This window comes from Flavobacteriales bacterium (assembly GCA_020635795.1).
Classification (GTDB): Bacteria; Bacteroidota; Bacteroidia; order Flavobacteriales_E; family Vicingaceae; genus Vicingus.
On the sequence record JACJZD010000007.1, the window covers coordinates 19,378 to 41,334 of the forward strand.

Consider the following 21,957-nt stretch of genomic DNA (forward strand, 5'->3'; position numbering starts at 1 on the left):
AATTAAAATAAATTTGAGATATTATTTGTTGGACATTGGTTGCAATTGGTGAGATCTTTATGCATAGAACAATGAACTTTCATTTTACTCATTTGCTCTTTGTAAAAATCGCATTTTTTCTGCACTCCGTACATTTGAGCGGTAGTTTGTTGAAGTTTATCAAATGGTTGAATTTTTTTAAACAATTTAATCAATTCGTTATTTTGTTTTAGAGCATTTTCTGCCAACTCTAAAAGTTCATTTTGTGTTAAAACAGTATTAATTTTTGAATTATTATCGGAACGTAAAATACTACCCAATAGCAGATCAACTTCTTCTTTTTCTAACCAAATAATAAAAGGTGTCATAGTATTAATAAATTAGTTAATTAGTTAATTAGTTAATTAGTTAATTAGTTAATTAGTTAATTAGTTAATTAGTTAATTAGTTATTTTGTATAAATAAAATAATATTTTTTCATTATGTGCAAATTGTTTGCATATTTAGCAAATATTTTAGAAACAAAATATGATTTTAATCAAAATATCTAATAATTAGGTATTTATACTGAATTTTATGTCCTTTTTAAGTAGAGAAACCATATTAAAAAAAATTAGAAAAACTCGATTATCAAAAGAAGTTAGTCAACTCGAGATGGCTAATCAATTAAAAATTTCTATCCCTACCTATTCGCGTTTTGAGCGTGGGTTAACTAAAACAGATTTGATTTTATTAAAAGATGTCTGTAAAATTTTAGAGATAGATGAAAACATGATTAACTACCCCTCAAATTATGTTGACCCTTATGCAAATTATAATTTAGAAGGAACAGCTGAAGAAATCCATAAACAACTCAACGAATTGATTACTTTACTCGAAAAACAACAAGCTGCTAATGAAATTCTTTTAGAAAAACTCCATTTGTTAGCGAAAAAGAAAAACCTTTAAACAACAAAACTTTACCTAACAAATATCATTGTTTTAATATCAAAGATGGTATAGCTTTGTGTTGAATTAAAAACAAACGCTATGAAGTTACATATAGAAGATTCAAAAAAAATCGCAGAAATAAAGTCAGCTTTTAACAATTCTTTTAAATTTTTAAACTTAGGTTTTTTCACTAAATCACATCAAGTTGGCGAAGCTTCTGCTAAAAAAGATTTAATTGATGATGAAAAAACGTTAGCAGAAATTAGACAAAAACATACTGCTGGTAACTTAATAATTAACCCCGATATGCTTGTCAGTGAAGTTGAAAGTGCATTCGAAAATCAGTTTGGTGTTCATGTTCAAGTTTTTAGAAAACAAAATGATGTGTGGTTAGAAACGACTAATACAGACCATTGGACATTGGCTAAACAAAACGAAACTGGAGAATTTATGAGTTCTAAATTAGAGGACTAACTAAATTTCAATCACTAAACCATCATGAGCTATCTGAATAAAATCGGGTAGCTCTTTTTGTACCTCATCATGTTTTCCCATTAAATGACTAATATGTGTAAGATAAGCTCTTTTTGGCTTTAATTCCTTCAACAAATCAACAGCTTCATCTAAAGTAAAATGGGAAATGTGCGGCTCTTTTCTCAAAGCATTTAACACAATAACTTCCGAACCTTTAATTTTTTCTAATTCTTTCTCCTCTATTTTATTGGCATCAGTAATGTAGGTAAAATTACCAACTCGGTAAGCCTTTACTGGAAGTTTGAAATGTTTTACATTAATAGGCGTAAAAGGAATACCTGCAACCTCAAAAACCTCATCGGAAACAGTATGCAATTTTAACTCTGGTACTCCAGGGTATTTATATTCATCAAATGCATAATGAAATTCTCTACGCAAAGCATTTTGAACATGGTTTGTTGCGTAAATATCCATATCTTTTTGTTGCTTAAAATTAAACGCACGCACATCATCCAAGCCTGCAATATGATCTTTATGTTCGTGTGTAAAAACAACCGCATCTAACTGTTGAACATTGGCTCGTAACATTTGTTGTCGAAAATCAGGCCCCGTATCAATAACAATGGTTTTACCTAAATACTCGATTAAAACTGAAACTCGTAAGCGTTTATCTTTTTCATTTTCAGACAAGCAAACATCACAACTACAAGCAATAACTGGTATTCCTTGCGATGTTCCTGTTCCTAAAAATGTTATTTTCATGCTCATTTACTATTGATCGTCATTCCGTGCTTGACACGGAATCTATATTTTTTGTTTTTTATTATCAATATTTCAGATTGCTAGTCAACCCAGCAATGAAGTATGAATTAAGCTTTGAACCAATTTTCTATAAGTTTCATCGTAAAATCTATTTCTTCTTTAGTATTAAATTTACTAAACGAAAAACGAATAGACGGTTTTGTTTTATCTGAATTAATAGCCTCTAACACATGAGACCCTATACTACTACCAGAAGTACATGCACTTCCTCCCGATACACAAACTCCTTCAATATCAAAATTATACAGCAACATTTCATCCATTTCGCTATTTGGAAAATTAACATTCAATACCGTATATAAACTATCTCCTTTTGGGTTTCCGTTAAACGTTATATTTTTAATATTTCCCTCTAACTGTGCTATCATATACGATTTTAACCCTTGAATATATTGCTGATGTTCAGGTAAATGAGCATAAGCAATATCCATGGCTTTTGCCAAACCTACAATACCATAAATATTTTCAGTTCCAGCACGCATATTACGTTCTTGTCCGCCACCAGTAATAATAGGTTTTAACTGTACATTTTGGTTGACAAACAAAAACCCAGTCCCTTTTGGCCCATGAAATTTGTGTGCCGAACAGGTTAAAAAATCAATATTTAATTCACGTACATCAAACGCATAATGCCCCATGGTTTGAACCGTATCGGAATGAAACAAAGCTTGATGCCTCTTACATATTTCTACTACCTTTTTCAATGGTAACAGATTACCTATCTCATTATTCGCATGCATTAAAGAAACTAATGTTTTTTTATCTGCATTTTGCTCTAATAATTCTTCAAGACTTTTTAAATCGACCGAACCAAACTCATCGAGTTTTACTAAACTCAATTTGGTGTGTTTTTCGTGTTCAACTTTTTCTGCCGTTTCTAAAACTGCATGATGCTCTATTGGAGATGTAATAATGTGAGTAACACCCAAATCTGCAACAGCACTTCTAATCACCATATTATTGGCTTCTGTACCTCCAGCAGTAAAAAACAATTCAGCAGGAGCAGCATTAATGTGTGTAGCCACTTTTTTTCTAGCTTCCTCCACTACTACTCTTGCTTTTCTGCCTAAAGCATGAACCGCCGAAGGATTGCCATAAGTATTTTTCATTACAGCAACCATCGATTCTATCACTTCAGGATCAAGAGGAGTTGTAGCAGCATTATCGAGGTATATTTTTTTCATGGGTGCTGGTGTTAGGTTTAAGTTGGAAGACCGAAGTCAGAAGCAACCTCCATCTTCGGTCTTCCAACTTCCATCTTCTAAATCAATTCTTTAATATCTCGTATTATTCTATTTGCTAAAGCATCAGCCGATTGCATGGTAGCACTTTCGGAATAAATACGAATAATGGGTTCGGTGTTCGATTTTCTCAAATGAACCCATTCCGTAGGAAAATCAATTTTAACACCATCAATGGTATTTACATTTTCGTGTTGATATTTCTTTTCCATTTTTATCAAAATCTCATCCACATTAATTTGGGGTGTTAGTTCAATTTTATTTTTAGAGATGAAATAGTTAGGATAAGATGCTCTTAATGCTGAACAAGTCATGTTAGATTTTGCCAAATGTGTTAAAAACAAAGCAATACCTACTAAAGCGTCTCTACCATAATGCAATTCTGGATAGATAATTCCACCATTCCCCTCTCCTCCTATTATCGCATTTTTAGCTTTCATCATTTCCACCACATTAACCTCTCCAACTGCTGAAGCAAAATAAGTGTTTCCATTCTTTTCAGTTACATCTCTTAATGCTCTGGTTGAAGATAAATTTGACACAGTATTTCCAGGTGTATGTTTTATTACATAATCAGCGATGGCAACTAGCGTATACTCCTCGCCAAACATATCTCCATTTTCACAAACTATAGCTAGTCGGTCCACATCGGGGTCAACTACAAAGCCCACATCAGCTTTTTGGGATTTTATTTGATTCGATATTTCTGTTAAATTTTCTGGTAAAGGTTCTGGATTGTGAGGAAACTGACCGTTTGGCTCACAATACAATTCCAAAATATTGGTCACTCCTAAAGCTTTTAATAATGCTGGGATAAAAATTCCCCCCGTAGAATTTACACAATCAATAGCAACTTTAAAGTTTTTTGATTTTATAGCATTTACATCAACCAAAGGTAAATCTAGCACCGCCTGAATGTGCTTCTGCAAATACGAATCGTCTTTTTTATAAGCACCCAATGCGTCCACATCGGCATAAGCAAATGAACTGTTTTCAGCCAAAGTCAACACTTCTTCTCCATCACTTGCAGAAATAAACTCTCCTTTTTCGTTTAATAATTTTAACGCATTCCATTGTTTAGGATTGTGACTAGCAGTTAATATAATTCCTCCTTGAGCATTTTCCATTGGCACTGCAACCTCAACAGTCGGAGTGGTTGAAAAATCTAAATCAATCACATCTATACCCAAACCTTGAAGCGTTCCAACTACAATGTTTTGAACCATTTCACCAGAAATACGAGCGTCTCTACCTATCACTACTTTACACTTTTTACCCGCGTTTCTTCTTATAATCCAAGTACCATAAGCAGAAGTAAATTTTACAATATCTAAAGGTGTTAACCCATCGTTTGGAGCTCCTCCAATGGTGCCTCTTATTCCCGAAATTGATTTTATTAATGTCATACTATCTCATTTTTGTTATTGGTAAAATTAGCCTAAAGTTTTTAAATGTTACTCATTAAAAATGATTGAACCATCTAATTGTTCTTATTGATGTTTATTAATAAACCACATAGAAACATAGACTTTATTGACTACCTTAAATTAAAAAATAAAGATCCACAATAGGTATATCCCGATAAATCGGGATAACTATGTTTAACTTAATTATTCTTTGTTTGAGCATTATAAACTATGTACCTATGTGGTTAGTTATAGCTAAAAGCTAATATTGTAGAAAACAGTATTAAAATTTATTGTTAACTAATTGTTGAAAAATATGATAGAAATTAGCTTTTTGAATTACTAAAGGGTTAATTTTGTGTAGATACGATATACATGGACGAGGATTTTGACCCATACAACGAAGGTAACGACGATTTAGAATTGTCGAACCGGTTTGAGCAAATGCTCGAAATGAACGAACATTATTTTTTTGATGTTGAAGAGTTTGAAGATTTAATTGATTTTTATTTAGAAAAAAACGAGATGGAGAAAGCGAACAAAGCCATTGAATTTGCTTTGTATCAACACCCTAACTCTTCTGCATTAAAAATTAAACAAGCTCAATATTTAATCGAAAATCATCAACCCAACAAAGGTTTAGATATTTTAAATGCTTTGGAAAACATGGAACCGTTTAACCATGAATTGTATTTAACCAAGGCAAATATTTTTAGTCAGATTAGACAGCATCAAAAAGCTATTGAAAACTATTACAAAGCAGCAAAATTAATCGACGATAAAACTGAAAAAACAAACATTTTATTCAATATTGCATTTGAATACGAAAACCTATCTCAATACGACAAAGCTTTAACCATTTTAAAAGATTTATTGAAGGAAAACCCTGAAAATGAAACGGTATTGTATGAAATATCATTTTGTTTTAATCTTAAAAACGACACTGAAAATAGTATAACATTTTTTAAGAGTTTTATTGACGAAAATCCTTACAGTTATTTGGCTTGGTTTAGTTTAGGAATTGCTTACAATAAAGCCGAATTATACGAAAAAGCCATTGATGCTTATGATTATGCCTTAGCAATTAAAGAAGATTTTTCATCAGCTTATTTTAACAAAGCAAACTCCTTAGCCATGTTAGAACGCTATGAAGATGCTATACAAACTTTTAAAGAATCGAACGAATACGAAGAGCCTGATTCAACAACATTTTACTACATTGGAGAATGTTACGAGAAATTGGAAGATTATGTTAACGCCGAAAACAATTATTACAAGGCAATAAACATTGACCCATATTATGCCGATGCTTACGCTGGAATAGCTGTGGTTAGTGAATACCAAAAGAAAAACCACGTAGCAGCTTTTTACATTCAAAAAGCCATTGATTTAGAAACCAACAATTCAGAGTTTTGGTATATCTATGGTGACATTCTTGCCAATTTAGAAAAATACGAAGAAGCCATTAATGCTTTTAATAAAGTGATAGAAATTGACGAAACCAATGAAGAAATTTGGTTAGACATTTCTGAGGCATATTTAAACAAAGACGGTTTACAAAAAGCGATTGATTTCTTAAACGAAAGTTTAGAAAATCAACCAACCAATCAGCAAATAAACATTCGCCTTTCAGCATTATTACTAAAAGCTGGAAAAACTGTAGAGGCAAATGCAAAATTAAACATCGCTTTAACCATTCAACCTGAATTGGCGAGCGATTTTATAGAATATTTCCCAGAAGCCATTTCGTTTCCGGAAATTTTACACACCCTTGAAAATTATAAACACTAACATGAATTTTGAATTACCATTTATCCCTACTCGGGAATCTCACCCCCGTAATGTTGGGTTAACCATGATGATGGATAAAGGACTAAGCTGGAGAGAAGCTGAAAACTTTGCTCATTCATCGGCTCATTTAACCGATTTAGTAAAATTAGGTTTTGGAACATCTTATGTAACTAAAGATATTGAAAAGAAAATAGCTACTTACAAGGATGCTGGATTAAAAGTATACCTTGGAGGCACTCTGTTTGAAGCATTTATTGTTCGGGGTATGTTTGATGATTACAGAAAATTATTAGACAAACTTCAATTGAACTGTTGTGAAGTTTCTGATGGCTCTATTGCTATTCCTCACGACAAAAAATGTGAATACATTTCTACTTTAGCAAAAGATTTTACTGTTTTAAGTGAAGTAGGTTCTAAAGAAGCAGGAATTTTAATCAGTCCATCGAAATGGATAAAAATGATGAAAAACGAATTGGAAGCTGGATCATGGAAGGTAATTGCTGAAGCACGTGAAAGTGGAAACGTAGGTATTTACAGACCAAACGGAACTGCGCATGTTGCCTTGGTTAATAAAATAATCAACAATGTGAAGGTTGAAAATATTCTTTGGGAAGCTCCAATTAAATCTCAACAAGTATGGTTTATCAAGCAATTTGGTGCAAATGTTAATTTAGGAAACATTGCTCCACATGAGGTTATTCCTTTAGAATGTTTAAGACTTGGATTAAGAGGTGATACCTTTTTTGACAATCTCCCACAAGAAATTATTGCTGAATTTAAATAAGAATATTTAATGAAGATTTCGGCTGAAAAACTTAAAGAAAAGTTTGAAAACGGAGAAGACTTTCAACTTATTGATATCAGAGAACGTTACGAATTCAAAGAATTTAATATTGGTGGAATTAACATTCCTATGGATGATGTATTAAAAAATTTAAAAAAACTTAATATCTCCAAGCCAATCGTTTTTTGTTGTAACGAAGGCTTAAAATCACATGCGCTGGTTATCGTTTTAAAAAGAAAAATAAATAACAACCAACTTTATTCGTTAGAAGGTGGAATTACCGCTTATTACGAAGCTTTTGAAGTTTAATTAAAAACTATGCAACGAACACTAAAAGATTATTTTATTTTAAGTGCAAAAGGTATTGCAATGGGAGCTGCAGATGTTGTTCCAGGTGTTTCTGGAGGTACAATAGCCTTTATTTCAGGTATTTACGAAGAACTATTGGAGACTATTGACAACATTAATTTGTCTGCTTTTAAAGTGTTAAAAAACGATGGCATTAAAGCCGCTTGGAATCATTTAAACGGTAATTTTTTAGCGGCGTTATTATCTGGAATAGCCATAAGCATTATCTCATTAGCAAAACTAATCACTTACTTGTTAGAATTTCATACGGTTGTGCTTTGGAGCTTTTTCTTTGGGTTAATATTATCAAGCATCTATTTGGTTGGTAAAAAAATTAAAGCTTGGGACATCTCAAAAATAATAGCCCTAATTGTTGGAAGTGCTTTTGCTTACTACATTACGATATTACCTCCAATGGAAAATCCTCACGCTATGTGGTTCATCTTCTTATCTGGAGCAATTGCCATTTGTGCAATGATTTTACCTGGAATTTCAGGTAGTTTTATTTTACTTTTACTTGGGTCTTATGAGTTGGTACTATCAGCAATTAAAGACATGAAAATTGCTACCATTGCTGTTTTTGGTTTAGGATGTATTACTGGATTATTATCGTTTTCGAAGTTGTTAAATTGGATGTTTAAAAAATATCACGACTTAACTATTGCGCTTTTAACAGGTTTTTTGGTAGGTTCGTTAAACAAAATTTGGCCTTGGAAAAAAATATTACAAACCAGAATTAACTCTCACGGCAAGGAAGTTCCTTTTATTGATGAGAATGTTTTACCTGCAAATTACGATGGCGACCCACAACTTATATACGTTGTACTTTTTGCTATTTTAGGGTTGGGAATAATTATCGTAATTGAAAAAATAGCGACAAAAAAAGCCTAATAGTTAAACCAATCGTTTACTGTATTATAAAGTAAATCTTTCTCTTCTTTAACGTGTTTATACTCATTAGTTGAAGAGTTGTAACTATAATCCTTTGCCCAATCTTTATGATTCTTCGCTAATTCTTTTAGTGCTTCCAACGCAAAATTAAGTTCTTCATTAGTAGTTGTTGGGTGTAACGACATTCGAACCCAACCTGGTTTTTTATCTAAAATTCCACACGAAATTTCACTGGTTATAGAATGAGAAAAATCCTTATCAACATTTAACAAATAATGACCATAAGTTCCAGCACAAGAACATCCTCCACGAGTTTGAATACCAAACTTATCATTTAACAATTTAACCGCTAAATTGTAATGCAAATCATCAATATAAAACGAAACAATACTTAATCTGTCTTTTATGTTATTCGCTAAAATATGCAGATTTGAAACTTCTTCTAATTCACTCCAAACCATATCAAGTAATTCATGCTCTCGTTTAAGCATATTCTCAACACCCATATTGTTTTTAAGTTGAATACTTAAAGCCGTTCTGATTACCTGTAAAAAACCTGGAGTACCTCCATCTTCACGAGCTTCAATGTTAGCTACATATTCATGCTCTCCCCAAGGGTTTGTCCATTCAACTGTTCCTCCACCTGGGTTATCAGGTATTTTGTTGGTATATAAATTACTATCAAAAATCAACACGCCTGATGTTCCAGGCCCACCCAAAAATTTATGAGGAGAAAAATAAATAGCATCTAGTTTTTCATCTGCATTTTTTGGATTCATATCAATATTGATGTACGGAGCCGAACAAGCAAAATCGACAAAACACAAACCATTATTTTGGTGCATGATAGCAGCAATCTGATGATAAGGTGTAAAAATCCCCGTAACATTTGAACAAGAAGTGATTGCAGCAATTTTTTTTGTTCTGTTCTTGTATTGCTGTAACAACTCTTTTAGATGTTCTAAATCTACCAATCCATCTTTTGTTGGATTAATAACAACCACCTCTGCTATGGTTTCTAACCAAGAAGTTTGATTAGAATGGTGCTCCATATGGGTAACAAAAACAATTGGTCGTTCGTTTTCAGGTATCGTTACTTGATTTTTAAATTTTTCATGAATTCGAAAACCTAATATTCGTTGGAATTTGTTTATTGCCCCTGTCATTCCAGCATCACAGGTAATCAACACCTCATTATTTGAGGCATTTACATGTTCTTTAATAATGTGTTGAGCTTTATGGTAAGCAACAGTCATACTAGAGCCTGTTTGAGTAGTTTCGGTATGAGTATTCGCTACAAACGGATAAAACTTTTGTAACAGTGTATCTTCAATTTTTTGATACATTCTGCCACTTGCTGTCCAATCGGTATAAATTATTTTTTGAGTACCAAATGGCGACTCAAAAGTTTGATTAATTCCAATAATGTTTTCTCGAAATTGTTTAAAGTAATCTTGAAGCATAAGGTCTTTTGAAAGTATGTTTTTCAAAAGTAATTAAAGATGTTGGAAGTAAATAAATTTAGTCGAGCAACATTTTTAATTTCTGGACTTGATACAATCCTTTTACAGATAAAATGTAATAGCCCTTTTTATGAGTTGGTAATTCAATATGAATATTTCTATCGTTAGCCTCTTGTTCAAAAATCACAATACCATAATTATTGGTAATGGTAACAAGGTCTCCCTCCACCAAACCTGTTAAGGTAAATTTGCCTTTATTAGGGTTTGGAAATAAATTTAACTCATGATTTTCTCCAATACAATTCGAATTTATTGGATAAAAATATTCATACACTCCATTATAATCAACTTGTTTTAGACGGTAATATGTTTTTCCTTTTAAAATTGTATTGTTAGAGGTTTGATCTAAAAAAGTATAATGTTGCTCAATGTTTGAATTTCCATTTCCATTAATTCTAGCTACTTCAAAAAAATTCAATTCATCTTTTACATTATTTTGAATGGCCTTTTCTACAATGAAATAATCATTATTTATTTCTGTAGTTGTCGTCCAATTTAGCTCCGCCTTGCCTTTATTACATGTTATTTCGTAGTTGGTTAGTTTTACTGGAAGAGTACTGCAGCCTCCATCTCCACCAGCAAGCATTTCAATATAAAATTCAGATTGAGTTCCAGATTGTCCATCTAAAACAAAAATATATTCATCACCTATGGTCAATCCACTCAACGAATACCCCTGATTCCATGCATAACCACCTGCATAGGAACCGTTAAAATATTTTGTTATATGCGGCGACCCAGCAAACAAATCTGAAGGACCACACCCTCCAGTAACAGCAGAATAAGATGAACAATCAGTGGTTTTGAAAACTGAGCTTTCTTGAACTGTACTAAACCCTGAAGCTGAAATAGTAGCTGTTGTCGATGAAGCTTTAAAATAAAACCAAGCCATATTGTCTTTTTGCCCATTCCAACCGCATCCACCTACTGTATTTGGAGGTGCTGATGCTTGATTAGTCGGATAGCCAACATTTCTAGCCCAAAATAAATCTCCTGTTTGAAAACATTGACGATTTGCACAACTTTGATTTGGATTGGTTCCCCTGATATCGGTAACAACAAATGGAGGTCCGAAAATCAATTCAACACTATTAAATGTTCTAGCATAAGAAGTAGAATAGCCACTCATTCTAAACCCCCAAGTACCATTAACGTTTGTAGTTGTATTAAACGACGAAAAATTACCTTCGGGTTTATAATAACCTTGATTAAACGGATATCCTTTAGATAAGGTACTACTAGTAGCCGTCATTTGGGCTTTTGGCGTTTTTAAACCCGCGTGGTCTCTAAATTTAATATTAAAAATTTTATTTGCAGAATTGGAACTCCCACTAGTAGTAAATGAACCACTAGGGGTTATTAAGTTTACTACATTTCCACTTGGATCGGTTAATGTCAATGTAAATCCGGACATATCTCCACTATATAAGCTTGACCCATTACCAAAATATACATTTACCTGACGAAGAACCATTCCTGTTGTTGGAACTCCTGACACTGTAACATTTCGCAAAGTAACTGCAGTACTATTTACTGACGCAGTAGTTGTATTAGAAAAAGTATATGTTTGAGCATCAACAATGCTAACAAGGAACAGAAGAGCAACAACTAAGAAATACTTCTTCATAAATAATTTATTTTAAGTTAGCCAAAATTAGACTTAAATAAACTCCATAATAGCTGGCTGTTAATATTCAAGAGTTATACCAATATTCTGTTAAATATTATTTTGCTAGCTTTTCAATCATTTAGAAACAATTATTCGTTTTGTAATTGCATTAATCTTAATTATATAAACCCCTTCACTCAAATGACTCAAATTAATGGTTGAGTTGTTTTCAATTTTATAATCAACAACCAGTTGTCCGACAGCATTATAAATTTGAACATTTTCGTTAATTAAGTTTATTCCTTTAACCGTTATCAATCCTTTAGTTGGATTAGGATAAATATTAAACTGATTAAACCCATAACCATCTATACCAACCGTATTTACATTATATGGTAACGATGTTTCTGGGCAACCATTTGCATAAGTAACCTCAACAGTATAATTACCATTTTGTGTTGCAGTAATCGAAACACTATTACTACTAGCAATAGGAGTCCCATTTAAAAACCATTGGTAACTCGTTCCTGTTTGAGTCGATGTTAATACATAACCCGAAGCAGTAATTACTGGAACTGGGTTTGTTACACATGCTTGAAGATGGCTAATTCTTACCGAAGTATTCAACGAATCTTGAAATTCATTAAAAGCATTACAATCTCCTTTTAAGGTATAGTCTAACCAAAGATTTACAAAATCATAAGTGATGTCTTGTTGTTGTGCTCTAGTAATTGATATTCCTGTTGAGGAGGTACTTTCACCAAAATCACAATTAAAGTTGGTGTTGGCATAATAACAATGTCCCCCACCCAATATGTTTATGAATGTTTTGCATGATGATGCTAAATTATTATACATGGGAGTATGATGATCTGCCGCTGGAGTTACCCCATCATTGCTGCCAGAAAAAACAACTGAAGGAACCGTTACTCTTGTTGCTGATGTTATTGAAGAAACACCATTTGTTGAAGACTCCGCTGGAGCTAAGCCTATTAAGGTTTTTAAATTAACATTTCCATTACCGCACAACGAATCGGCAGCTAAAAAAGCAGCTCCTCCACCCATTGAGTGCCCCATAAGAGCAGTTTCAACAGCAATTTTATTAAAGAATATAGAGCCAGAAGTAGTTCCCTCTTGCTGCATTCTATTTACTAAAAACTGTAAATCCCATCCAAATTTTTGATGATCTGTACCAATAATACTACCTTCAGTTCTAGGAAAGACCATGATATAACCTCTTGGTACAATTTCCGACCAAATGTTAGTATAAGCATCCCAAGCCATTACAAACCCATGTCCGAAAACAATAACAGGATAAGTTCCAGCTGCAACTGCTACATTATCTCCTGCGGTGTTTGCTGGGTAATAAATTTCAGTTTGTATTGACCGGTTACTTCTAGCAGGGTCTTGAAAAGTAATTTGTTTATGCCCTATTTGATAGGGTTGAGCAAATAAGCCCGTAAAGGCAAACAATAAAAAGAATAAGAGTAGAAAAATTAAAGAGTCTTTGGTTAAAGTAGTCGTATTTTTTCTCATAACATAAAGTTTAATAATTTGTGATGTTAAAGTTATTTTAACTTATTGTTAAAAAAAATTCTCGTATTTTTATCAAAATAAGATGAAAAAATGGGGTTTATTATTCAGAAAATAATTTCAATCGCTAACCCTAATCAACTTAAATCGTTTAGTAAATATCTTAAATCGGGAAACTATAACTTACCTCTTAAACTGGTTGAAACCATTATTCATCATCCAAATGAAACTTCCGCATTTTATGCCTTAAAAGTTTACGGAAATCAAAAGCCAGAATCGTTGGTTAACTTGAATCAATTGGCTAATTACACGTTTAAGTTAAGCGCCTTTTATAGTCAGCATTATCCCAATTATATCTTAAACATTGTCCCTTTAATAGATGTTTTACTGTTTGAAAATAAAAAAGAAGAGGCTTTAGAATTAATAAAAAACGGTATTGATGTTGCTAAAAAAATTGAAGACTATCAGTCTTTATTGATTATGTTCAATTATATTGAAATGCACTTTTATAGCTTCGAAAAAACACTTCCTAAAAATTATTTTAATGATGCTTTAACCCATTTCGAAAATATAAATACCATTACTCAACGTCAAGACGAATTATTGAGAAATACCGAACAAGAGTCGATAAAAAAAAGAATTGAAAAAGAATTGACTTTTTTCAAACCCTTTTTTAAGTCGAAATCAAAGTCTGTTCAAATTATTGCAAAACAATCGTACTTGCATTTGTTAAGTCATTTTAACCACAAAGGTTTTTATTCTACCGAAACATTAACCCTAATCAAATCAACCCTAAAAGACATCGAGAGTCATCCGTACTTATCCGTTTCGAAATACAAGGAAAAAATGATGAGTTTGGACTATATGTATTTAAAGCATACGCGATTGGTTTTAGATGAAAAAGCAATCAATTCAGCTTGTTCTAAAATCATTTCTAAATGGCGAATCAACTACCTTAATGAAACTTCGCTTGATACAGGATTGTTTTTAGCTCTGAGCATACAAGGAAGTTATTTAATTACCAATTATTTTTTTAATAAAATTAACGCCAACTTAAAGCAAAACATTGAAGAAACCATTGATTTATGTGAATCATTAACCCACAAAATTGATTGGGACAAAGAAGGTCATCTTAAACACATCAACTTTTATAATGTTTACGCCATTTTCCTCATTTTATCTAACCAGGAAAAAAAGGCCATTAAATTAATTGAAACCACACTACACCATTACCAACAAAAGTCGTTTAAGAAATTGTACGATGGTTTGTTTGTTATTTTAATTATGGCGTACATTAAAGCAGAAGATTTTGACAAAGTAATAGACTCTTACAATCGTTATAAAAAACTCACTAAAGATGAAATTAGCATTGTAGAGAATGATTTAATTATTAAAGCACTCTACTACATTGCTCAATTAAAAATTCAAGCTAAAAATCAATATCAGCAAAAACTAGACAATGTAATTACTGATTTAAAATCGGACCCCAAACTCAAAAACAATTTATTGCTTATTGAGCGTACCATGAACTCATTGAATGTTTAGTTTAAAATTGAAGCCGATTGATTAATTCGAAATCTTATAAAACTTGACTTTGTCAGAAAAATGCATTATCTTCGTTTATTAACCGAATCTATCGCATTAAAACGCGACATAGACAGGCGTTAAGTAATATAGAACTATTCAATTGAAACTATATGATTAAGAGTACTAGGCTTCTTTTGTCTATTGTTATTGTTTCGATGACAATACTTTTAACATTTACAACTTCTTGCAATCATACTAGACTGATTAATATCTCCAAGAAGGAAATATCTGAGTTAGATACAGTTTATTATCAAAAGTTCGTCCAAAAGCTTTGGGACACGGAATGGATATTTTATGATAAACAGATTTGTCAAATGAGAACAGAGTTAATTGGTAAAAAGACTTATACAGGAACTTGGAAAGAAGCCCAAGACACCTTAACCGTAAACTTTTTCTACGGAAAAAAAGTAGCAAATGAAAGAAAATTCTATATCAACCCGGAAAATAATAAATTGATCGAAATAAGAAACTAGGAAAACATGGCTTAACTTTCCTTTTTCTGTAACTTTATTGCAACTAACCATCGGTCGATTCTTTCCTTCGGACGAATCGCCACGATTGTTTAGCCTAGAACGATAAACGAAAGAATCAAAAAACAATATCGGTTTTCTTTTTAAATACTTCCATTTACCAACATTAAAACTTCGAATAAACTTTCATTGTAAAAAAGTAACTTTGCCACATGGCATTTCAATTAGTATCCGATTTTAAACCCACTGGCGACCAGCCCGAAGCAATTAATCAATTGGTTGCTGGTTTACAAAACAACTCCAAAGCGCAAACCTTATTAGGTGTTACGGGTTCTGGTAAAACATTTACCATTGCCAATGTAATTGAGCAAGTTCAACGACCTACGCTAATTTTAAGCCACAACAAAACGCTTGCAGCACAATTGTATGGCGAGTTCAAACAGTTTTTCCCAAACAATGCGGTAGAGTATTTTGTATCGTATTACGATTATTATCAGCCTGAAGCTTATTTGCCTGTTACCGATACCTACATTGAAAAAGACATGTCGATTAACGACGAAATTGAAAAATTGCGTTTAAGCACCACTACTTCGCTTTTATCGGGGCGTCAAGATGTTATTGTGGTTGCTTCCGTTTCGTGTATTTACGGTATTGGAAACCCTGCCGATTTTGAAAAAAACATTGTAAAAATTAAGGTGGGAGATGTAATTCCTCGCAACAAATTTTTATTGCAATTGGTGCAGAGTTTATACTCTCGTACCGAAAACGATTTTCAGCGTGGTAATTTTCGAGTAAAAGGCGATACAGTAGATGTTTACCCAGCTTATGCCGAAATTGCTTACCGTATTTATTTTTTTGGTGATGAGATTGAAGAAATCGAATCGTTCAACCCCATTGATGGAAGTAAGTTGGAAGAATTTAAATATTTGAATATTTATCCCGCCAACATCTTTAACACAACTAAAGAATCGATGTTTGATGCCATACACGAGATTCAAATTGACCTTGGTAAACAGGTAGAATATTACAAAGAAATTGGCAAACACCTTGAAGCAAAACGATTGGAAGACCGCGTAACTTACGACATGGAAATGATGCGTGAATTGGGTTATTGTTCTGGTATTGAAAACTATTCGCGTTATTTCGACAAGCGTCCGCCAGGTTCTCGACCGTTCTGTTTGTTAGATTATTTTCCAAAAGATTTTTTAATGGTTATCGACGAAAGTCACGTAACCGTTTCGCAGATTGGAGCCATGTATGGTGGCGACCGTTCTCGTAAACAAAATTTGGTAGAGTATGGTTTCCGTTTACCTTCGGCAATGGATAACCGACCATTAAAGTTTGAAGAGTTTTATTCATTAATGAACAATACTATTTACGTAAGTGCAACTCCTGCCGATTTTGAATTGAAAGAAAGCGAGGGTATTGTGGTAGAGCAAGTTATTCGTCCAACAGGATTATTAGAACCTATTATTGATGTACGCCCAAGCTTAAATCAGATTGATGATTTGATGGAGGAAATTACCATTAGAGCGGAAAAAGACGAACGCGTTTTGGTTACCACACTTACCAAACGTATGGCTGAAGAGTTGGATAAATATTTCGATAACAATGGTATTCGTTGCCGATATATCCATTCGGAAGTAGATACCATTGAGCGTGTTGAAATTTTACGCGATTTACGATTGGGCTTGTTTGATGTTTTGATTGGAGTAAACTTATTGAGAGAAGGTTTGGATTTACCAGAAGTATCGTTAGTAGCTATTTTAGATGCTGACAAAGAAGGTTTTTTACGTTCTGAACGTTCGTTAACTCAAACTGCCGGTAGAGCTGCTCGTAACATTAATGGAATGGTAATTATGTATGCCGATAAGATTACCAAATCGATGCAAAAAACCATTGACGAAACCAACAGAAAACGCGAAAAACAGATTCAATACAATTTAGACCATAATGTGCTTCCAATGGCATTGAACAAATCGAAGAATGAGATATTAGGTCAGACCAAAGTGATTGATGATGTTTATGATTACAACAACATTGACCAACAACCAAGCATTGCTGCCGACCCAATTGTTCAGTACATGAACAAAGACCAACTTCAAAAATTATTGGAAGAAACACAGAGCAGAATGAAAAAAGCTGCAAAATCGGAAGACTTTATGGAAGCTGCTCGTTTACGTGATGAAATGATGGAAATTTCGAAGATGATTAAGAAGTAGTTTTTTGTGTATAGTATTTAGTGTTTACATAGGTATTCGTTTCTAATAACCACAAACAACGAAACACTATACACCAATTACCAATAACTATTTCTTACTAGCATCAAACAAAATAGCTTTCTCCTCCCCTGTTAAACTATCATAACCCGATTTAGAAATTTTATCTAAAATGGCATCTATTTTTTGTTGATTGGCTTTTTTCTGTTCGTTAAATTGGTAATCATCTCTCGACTTTGGCGATTTGTACACCACTTTCATTTTTCGTTTAAACGAAAACAAGCCTTTTAAACTATCTAAAAATCGGTTAAATCCTGCCGTTAAATCTTTGCCTTTTTGCAATTGAGAAATGTAAACAAACCCAAACAAAGCTCCACCCAAATGTGCAATGTGCCCACCAGAATTTCCTTTAGGAATACTGATAACGTCTAACACCACGTAGATTAATGCTATGTATTTTAGTTTTACATTTCCTAAAAAGATTAATCGAACTACAAAATTAGGAACATAAGTAGCTGCAGCAATTAACACTGCCATTACTGATGCCGACGCTCCTAAAGCAAACGACAATGACGTTTGTTGCTCAAAAACAGGTAGTACATTAAACAACAACACATACAACAATCCACCCGATAAACCACCCAACAAGTAAGTAGAAAGTAATTTTTTATTGTTTAAAAATTGAAGAAAAATTTGCCCACCAAAATACAACACCAACATGTTAAACAACAAATGAAAAATTTCCTCGTGTAAAAACATGTAAGATAAAATTGTCCAAGGTCGGTAAAGTAACTTCGTAACATCCGATGGCAACGACAACCAATACACCAACTGTTGTATGCCGTTTTCGATATTGAAAAAATACAACAACAAGCCAATAATGTTAACAGCTAAAAACACCAACACATTAATAAAAATCAATTTTATTAATACCGAACCATTTTTGTACTGGTTTTTAATGTCTGCTATAAAAGGGTTTTGCATATTTTACGTTTACCGCACAAAATTAACCATTAAACTGATTTTTGTAACCTTTAAATAAATCAAGTTAAAAATAATTGACTTGCCTTAAATAAATACATATCTTTAATTCAAATTCAATTAGTTATTAAACTTTGAAGCTATGGTAAAAAATTTACTTTTTTTGGTTTTTGTTATATTTAGTGGTTTCACATATTCCCAACCTGGGACATTAGACCTAACCTTTTCACCTCCATCTACTACATCCATTAATGTTTCTACATCATGTATTCAATCTGATGGAAAAATACTTGTCGGAGGCACTTCTTCTCCATATATCTTGAGATATAATTCTGATGGAAGTATTGATAATACCTTTTTAGCAAATCCCAGTTATTGGATTCATTCAATAAAAATTCAATCTGATGGAAAAATACTTGTCGGAGGAAGTTTTACTTCTTTTAATGGATTTTCTAAAAAAGGATTAGTAAGACTTAACAATGATGGAACCATTGATAATACATTTAATATTGGAACTGGACCAAATTCTGAAGTTCGAGATATAGTTATTCAACCCGATGGGAAAATAATAATTGTAGGTAATTTCTCCCACATTGATGGTGTTCTCCGAAGTAAAATAGCACGAATTAATATTGATGGTTCTTTAGATTCTTCTTTTAATGCAAATATTCATAACGATATTATTCACACTATATTTAAAGTTAATATCCAGTCTAATGGTAAAATACTAATAGGAGGCGATTTTTTTATCATTGGAAGACCCTTTACAGGTTTAGAACGTTTAAATCCTGATGGATCTGTTGACAATGGATTTAATATTGGTACTGGTCCACAATCAAGTGATGTTTATTCTATAAGTATTCAACAAGATGGAAAAATCATTCTTACAGGAGGGTTTAATTTTTTTAATGGAACACCTGTAGGGTATATTGTTAGATTAAACTATGATGGAAGTATTGACCCGTTTTTTAACACTAATGGTGCTGATGCATTTATTACTGCATCAAAAGTACTTCCAAATGGAAAAATATTACTTGGTGGTTATTTTGTGTTTTATGACAATACTAATAATGTTGAAAAACGTTTAGTTTGCTTAAATTCTGATGGAACTATCGATTTTATTTTTAATACTGGTTATAAAGTTGATGGTTTATATATATCTTCTATAAATACTCAAACTGATGGAAAAATCATTATTGGTGGAAACTTTACAAGTTATGACGGGACTTTAACACCAAATATTGCCCGGTTAAATGCCTATAGAGGAATTCAAGGTATTATTTATAATGATATAAACAATAATTGCATTAAAGATAGTAATGAAAAAGGGATTCCTAACCGATTTTCAACTATCAATCCAGGCAACATTTTACTAGAAACAAACATTGACGGAGTTTGGCATCTAGATTCATTACCTATAGGAAGTTATTCCGTAACAAACCAAACTACAGATAAGTGGCTATCTAATTGTCTTACAACAACAAATTTCTTTATATCAAACAATGATAGTCTAAAAATTGTTGATTATTTTGGATTAAACGCTGATTTTGGATTTGCCAATGGATTAATGTTTAAAGATTTTAATACCAGTTGTATAAATGATTCTAATGAGTTAGGTCTAAGTTCAAAATTAGCTATAATTAACCCTGGCAATATTATAGTTCAATCTGACTCACTAGGTTTTTGGACTTCTGACACCTTAAATATTGGTTCTTATACGATAACCTTAGACTCTGGTAACAATTGGAATCCATCTTGTATTTCAACTTTAAATTTTGATATTTTACCTTATGGTTTAATTGATACACTTTATCAACTTGGATTCACTTCTAATCTACCCTGTCCTTCTCCTGTAGTCTCAATAGATATGCCCTTTATGCGACCTTGTATTTCCAATCAAAAAATTTACGTAGAAGCTTGTAATTCTCCTTCTGGAACAGTTGCATTATCAAGTACATATGTAATCATTGAGTTAGATTCTCTGATAACTTTAACTTCATCTACATTACCATATACCAATTTAGGCAATAACACCTATAGTTTTGACGTAGGTACTTTAAATCCTAATGAATGTGTTAATTTTGTAGTAAACACCGATGTTAGTTGTAATGCTATATTAGGGCAAACCTTATGTATGCAAGCCAACTTATACCCTGCCGATAGTTGTGTTTTTGATACCGTTCCAACACCAATTATAGGTGGAGTACAACCCTGTACTTCACCTTGGGATAAATCGAGTTTAAGTGTAAATGGTTGGTGCCAAAACGATAGTATTTATTTTACTGTTACCAATACGGGTGCTTTAGGTAATGGCGATATGCAATGTTATGCTCCTGTTAGAATATATATTGATGGAGTTCTAACAACTCTCGATTCTGTATTGTTAGTTGGTGGACAAACCCAAACTTTTATTTTTGAAGCAGATGGTAGAACTTGGCGATTGGAAGCCGACCAACATCCTTTACATCCTGGTAATTCTCATCCAAATGCAACAGTTGAACTGTGTGGCAATATTGCCAATTGGACACCTAATTTAGTTAATAGTTTACCTCAAAACGATGCTGACCCTGTAGTAGATATTTATTGTGGAGTAGTTAGAGCTAGTTACGACCCGAATGATAAAACAGGGTATCCTTTAGGGGTTAGTTCAAATCACTTTGTTACTCCAAACGGCAAAATAGATTATGTAATTCGTTTCCAAAATACTGGAACCGATACCGCTTTTACTGTTGTTATTCGAGATACACTTGATGTTGATTTAGATATTTTTTCAGTTCAATCAGGAGTTTCTAGTCATAACTATACTTTTAGAATGTTTGGTCCAAGAGTTTTAGAATGGACATTTAGTAATATTATGCTACCCGATAGCGCAGCCGACCAAGAAGGCAGCAACGGTTTTGTAACCTTTACGGTAAATCAAAATCCAGATTTAGCAGATGGTACAGAAATAAACAATTCGGTAGGGATTTATTTTGATTTCAATGCCCCAGTAATAACCGACACTACTTCTCACATTATAAACAGAGGAATTAACTATTTACTTTCGGTAAAAGAAAATAAGAATAAAACCTATAATAATTTGATGGTTTTTCCTAATCCGACTAAGAACCAATTGAATATTATTTTATCATCAAATCAAAACACAAAACTCGAGATTTTCTCTATCGAAGGAAAGTTAGTTGAGCAGCAAACTATTCAAAAAAATACGGTTGTTGATGTAAGCAAATACAATACTGGTTTGTATTTTATTCAGGCAACTACTAATGACGGTAAAATTTATAGAAACAAATTTGTAAAAGAGTAACCTAACGTCATTCCTACGTAGGCAGGAATCTAGCAAAACAAAAACTAGATTGCGGGTCAAGCCCG

At 32.7% G+C, this 21,957-nt stretch carries 18 protein-coding genes; 10 read left to right on the plus strand and 8 right to left on the minus strand.

The window, feature by feature from the left end; genetic code table 11:
- Positions 1-2: 2 nt before the first annotated feature.
- Positions 3-347 carry a hypothetical protein gene (locus H6589_12375; protein MCB9175398.1) on the minus strand — a complete coding sequence of 115 codons (345 nt, stop codon included), beginning with the start codon at positions 345-347 and terminating at the stop codon, positions 3-5.
- A 208-nt stretch (positions 348-555) separates the two neighbouring features.
- Here H6589_12375 and H6589_12380 point away from each other — a divergent pair, with 208 nt between their 5' ends.
- Together H6589_12380 and H6589_12385 are read left to right on the plus strand one after the other, a co-directional pair.
- Positions 556-927 (plus strand): helix-turn-helix transcriptional regulator, encoded by a 372-nt coding sequence (locus H6589_12380; protein ID MCB9175399.1) that lies wholly within the window; start codon positions 556-558, stop codon positions 925-927.
- Positions 928-1,008: 81 nt separating this feature from the next.
- Positions 1,009-1,383, plus strand: coding sequence for a hypothetical protein (locus tag H6589_12385; protein ID MCB9175400.1), 375 nt, complete (start codon positions 1,009-1,011; stop codon positions 1,381-1,383).
- On the opposite strand, the gene H6589_12390 is transcribed toward H6589_12385, so the two are convergent.
- The 3 genes from H6589_12390 to glmM form a co-directional block, all read right to left on the minus strand.
- Positions 1,384-2,145 (minus strand): MBL fold metallo-hydrolase, encoded by a 762-nt coding sequence (locus H6589_12390; GenBank protein ID MCB9175401.1) that lies wholly within the window; start codon positions 2,143-2,145, stop codon positions 1,384-1,386.
- A 107-nt stretch (positions 2,146-2,252) separates the two neighbouring features.
- Positions 2,253-3,389: a cysteine desulfurase gene (locus H6589_12395; protein ID MCB9175402.1), complete on the minus strand. Its 1,137-nt coding sequence runs from the start codon at positions 3,387-3,389 to the stop codon at positions 2,253-2,255.
- 77 nt (positions 3,390-3,466) lie between these two features.
- The gene (gene glmM / locus H6589_12400; GenBank protein ID MCB9175403.1) at positions 3,467-4,852 is read right to left on the minus strand and encodes a phosphoglucosamine mutase; all 1,386 of its coding nucleotides are present in this window, start codon (positions 4,850-4,852) and stop codon (positions 3,467-3,469) included.
- A 375-nt stretch (positions 4,853-5,227) separates the two neighbouring features.
- On the opposite strand from glmM, the gene H6589_12405 reads away from it, so the two are divergent.
- Genes H6589_12405 through H6589_12420 form a run of 4 tightly spaced genes read left to right on the plus strand, consistent with a single transcriptional unit; the run spans position 5,228 to position 8,666 of the window.
- Complete coding sequence (locus H6589_12405; protein ID MCB9175404.1) at positions 5,228-6,643, plus strand: tetratricopeptide repeat protein; 1,416 nt, start codon at positions 5,228-5,230, stop codon at positions 6,641-6,643.
- Position 6,644: 1 nt separating this feature from the next.
- The gene (locus H6589_12410) at positions 6,645-7,427 is read left to right on the plus strand and encodes a phosphosulfolactate synthase (protein MCB9175405.1); all 783 of its coding nucleotides are present in this window, start codon (positions 6,645-6,647) and stop codon (positions 7,425-7,427) included.
- Between the two features lie 9 nt (positions 7,428-7,436).
- Entirely contained in the window at positions 7,437-7,736 is a 300-nt protein-coding gene (locus H6589_12415) for a rhodanese-like domain-containing protein (protein MCB9175406.1), read from the plus strand.
- A 9-nt stretch (positions 7,737-7,745) separates the two neighbouring features.
- Complete coding sequence (locus tag H6589_12420; protein MCB9175407.1) at positions 7,746-8,666, plus strand: DUF368 domain-containing protein; 921 nt, start codon at positions 7,746-7,748, stop codon at positions 8,664-8,666.
- Here the strand turns inward: H6589_12420 and H6589_12425 are convergent.
- From H6589_12425 to H6589_12435, 3 genes are all read right to left on the minus strand, one after another.
- Complete coding sequence (locus tag H6589_12425) at positions 8,663-10,129, minus strand: aminotransferase class V-fold PLP-dependent enzyme (GenBank protein MCB9175408.1); 1,467 nt, start codon at positions 10,127-10,129, stop codon at positions 8,663-8,665. The genes H6589_12420 and H6589_12425 overlap by 4 nt on opposite strands.
- A 58-nt stretch (positions 10,130-10,187) precedes the next feature.
- Entirely contained in the window at positions 10,188-11,816 is a 1,629-nt protein-coding gene (locus H6589_12430; protein ID MCB9175409.1) for a hypothetical protein, read from the minus strand.
- 117 nt (positions 11,817-11,933) lie between these two features.
- Entirely contained in the window at positions 11,934-13,334 is a 1,401-nt protein-coding gene (locus tag H6589_12435) for a T9SS type A sorting domain-containing protein (protein ID MCB9175410.1), read from the minus strand.
- 90 nt (positions 13,335-13,424) lie between these two features.
- Between H6589_12435 and H6589_12440 the strand changes: the two genes are divergently transcribed.
- From H6589_12440 to uvrB, 3 genes are all read left to right on the plus strand, one after another.
- Complete coding sequence (locus H6589_12440) at positions 13,425-14,876, plus strand: hypothetical protein (protein MCB9175411.1); 1,452 nt, start codon at positions 13,425-13,427, stop codon at positions 14,874-14,876.
- A 356-nt stretch (positions 14,877-15,232) separates the two neighbouring features.
- On the plus strand, positions 15,233-15,391 hold the full coding sequence (locus H6589_12445; protein ID MCB9175412.1) for a hypothetical protein: 159 nt from the start codon (positions 15,233-15,235) through the stop codon (positions 15,389-15,391).
- Positions 15,392-15,600: 209 nt separating this feature from the next.
- On the plus strand, positions 15,601-17,610 hold the full coding sequence (gene uvrB / locus H6589_12450) for an excinuclease ABC subunit UvrB (protein ID MCB9175413.1): 2,010 nt from the start codon (positions 15,601-15,603) through the stop codon (positions 17,608-17,610).
- 87 nt (positions 17,611-17,697) lie between these two features.
- Here the strand turns inward: uvrB and H6589_12455 are convergent, their stop codons facing one another.
- The gene (locus tag H6589_12455) at positions 17,698-18,591 is read right to left on the minus strand and encodes a rhomboid family intramembrane serine protease (protein MCB9175414.1); all 894 of its coding nucleotides are present in this window, start codon (positions 18,589-18,591) and stop codon (positions 17,698-17,700) included.
- Between the two features lie 139 nt (positions 18,592-18,730).
- Between H6589_12455 and H6589_12460 the strand changes: the two genes are divergently transcribed.
- On the plus strand, positions 18,731-21,892 hold the full coding sequence (locus tag H6589_12460; protein MCB9175415.1) for a T9SS type A sorting domain-containing protein: 3,162 nt from the start codon (positions 18,731-18,733) through the stop codon (positions 21,890-21,892).
- The last annotated feature ends 65 nt before the right edge of the window (positions 21,893-21,957 follow it).

Excerpts from the sequence above, each read along its gene's own strand:
- H6589_12445 (MCB9175412.1), top strand. The coding sequence starts at position 15,233 with ATGAGAACAGAGTTAATTGGTAAAAAGACTTATACAGGAACTTGGAAA.
- H6589_12385 (MCB9175400.1), top strand. The coding sequence starts at position 1,009 with ATGAAGTTACATATAGAAGATTCAAAAAAAATCGCAGAAATAAAGTCA.
- H6589_12425 (MCB9175408.1), bottom strand. The coding sequence starts at position 10,129 with ATGCTTCAAGATTACTTTAAACAATTTCGAGAAAACATTATTGGAATT.
- H6589_12455 (MCB9175414.1), bottom strand. The coding sequence starts at position 18,591 with ATGCAAAACCCTTTTATAGCAGACATTAAAAACCAGTACAAAAATGGT.
- H6589_12395 (MCB9175402.1), bottom strand. The coding sequence starts at position 3,389 with ATGAAAAAAATATACCTCGATAATGCTGCTACAACTCCTCTTGATCCT.
- H6589_12410 (MCB9175405.1), top strand. The coding sequence starts at position 6,645 with ATGAATTTTGAATTACCATTTATCCCTACTCGGGAATCTCACCCCCGT.
- H6589_12440 (MCB9175411.1), top strand. The coding sequence starts at position 13,425 with ATGGGGTTTATTATTCAGAAAATAATTTCAATCGCTAACCCTAATCAA.
- H6589_12375 (MCB9175398.1), bottom strand. The coding sequence starts at position 347 with ATGACACCTTTTATTATTTGGTTAGAAAAAGAAGAAGTTGATCTGCTA.
- uvrB (MCB9175413.1), top strand. The coding sequence starts at position 15,601 with ATGGCATTTCAATTAGTATCCGATTTTAAACCCACTGGCGACCAGCCC.
- H6589_12430 (MCB9175409.1), bottom strand. The coding sequence starts at position 11,816 with ATGAAGAAGTATTTCTTAGTTGTTGCTCTTCTGTTCCTTGTTAGCATT.
- H6589_12415 (MCB9175406.1), top strand. The coding sequence starts at position 7,437 with ATGAAGATTTCGGCTGAAAAACTTAAAGAAAAGTTTGAAAACGGAGAA.
- H6589_12420 (MCB9175407.1), top strand. The coding sequence starts at position 7,746 with ATGCAACGAACACTAAAAGATTATTTTATTTTAAGTGCAAAAGGTATT.
- H6589_12380 (MCB9175399.1), top strand. The coding sequence starts at position 556 with ATGTCCTTTTTAAGTAGAGAAACCATATTAAAAAAAATTAGAAAAACT.
- H6589_12460 (MCB9175415.1), top strand. The coding sequence starts at position 18,731 with ATGGTAAAAAATTTACTTTTTTTGGTTTTTGTTATATTTAGTGGTTTC.
- H6589_12390 (MCB9175401.1), bottom strand. The coding sequence starts at position 2,145 with ATGAAAATAACATTTTTAGGAACAGGAACATCGCAAGGAATACCAGTT.
- H6589_12405 (MCB9175404.1), top strand. The coding sequence starts at position 5,228 with ATGGACGAGGATTTTGACCCATACAACGAAGGTAACGACGATTTAGAA.
- H6589_12435 (MCB9175410.1), bottom strand. The coding sequence starts at position 13,334 with ATGAGAAAAAATACGACTACTTTAACCAAAGACTCTTTAATTTTTCTA.
- glmM (MCB9175403.1), bottom strand. The coding sequence starts at position 4,852 with ATGACATTAATAAAATCAATTTCGGGAATAAGAGGCACCATTGGAGGA.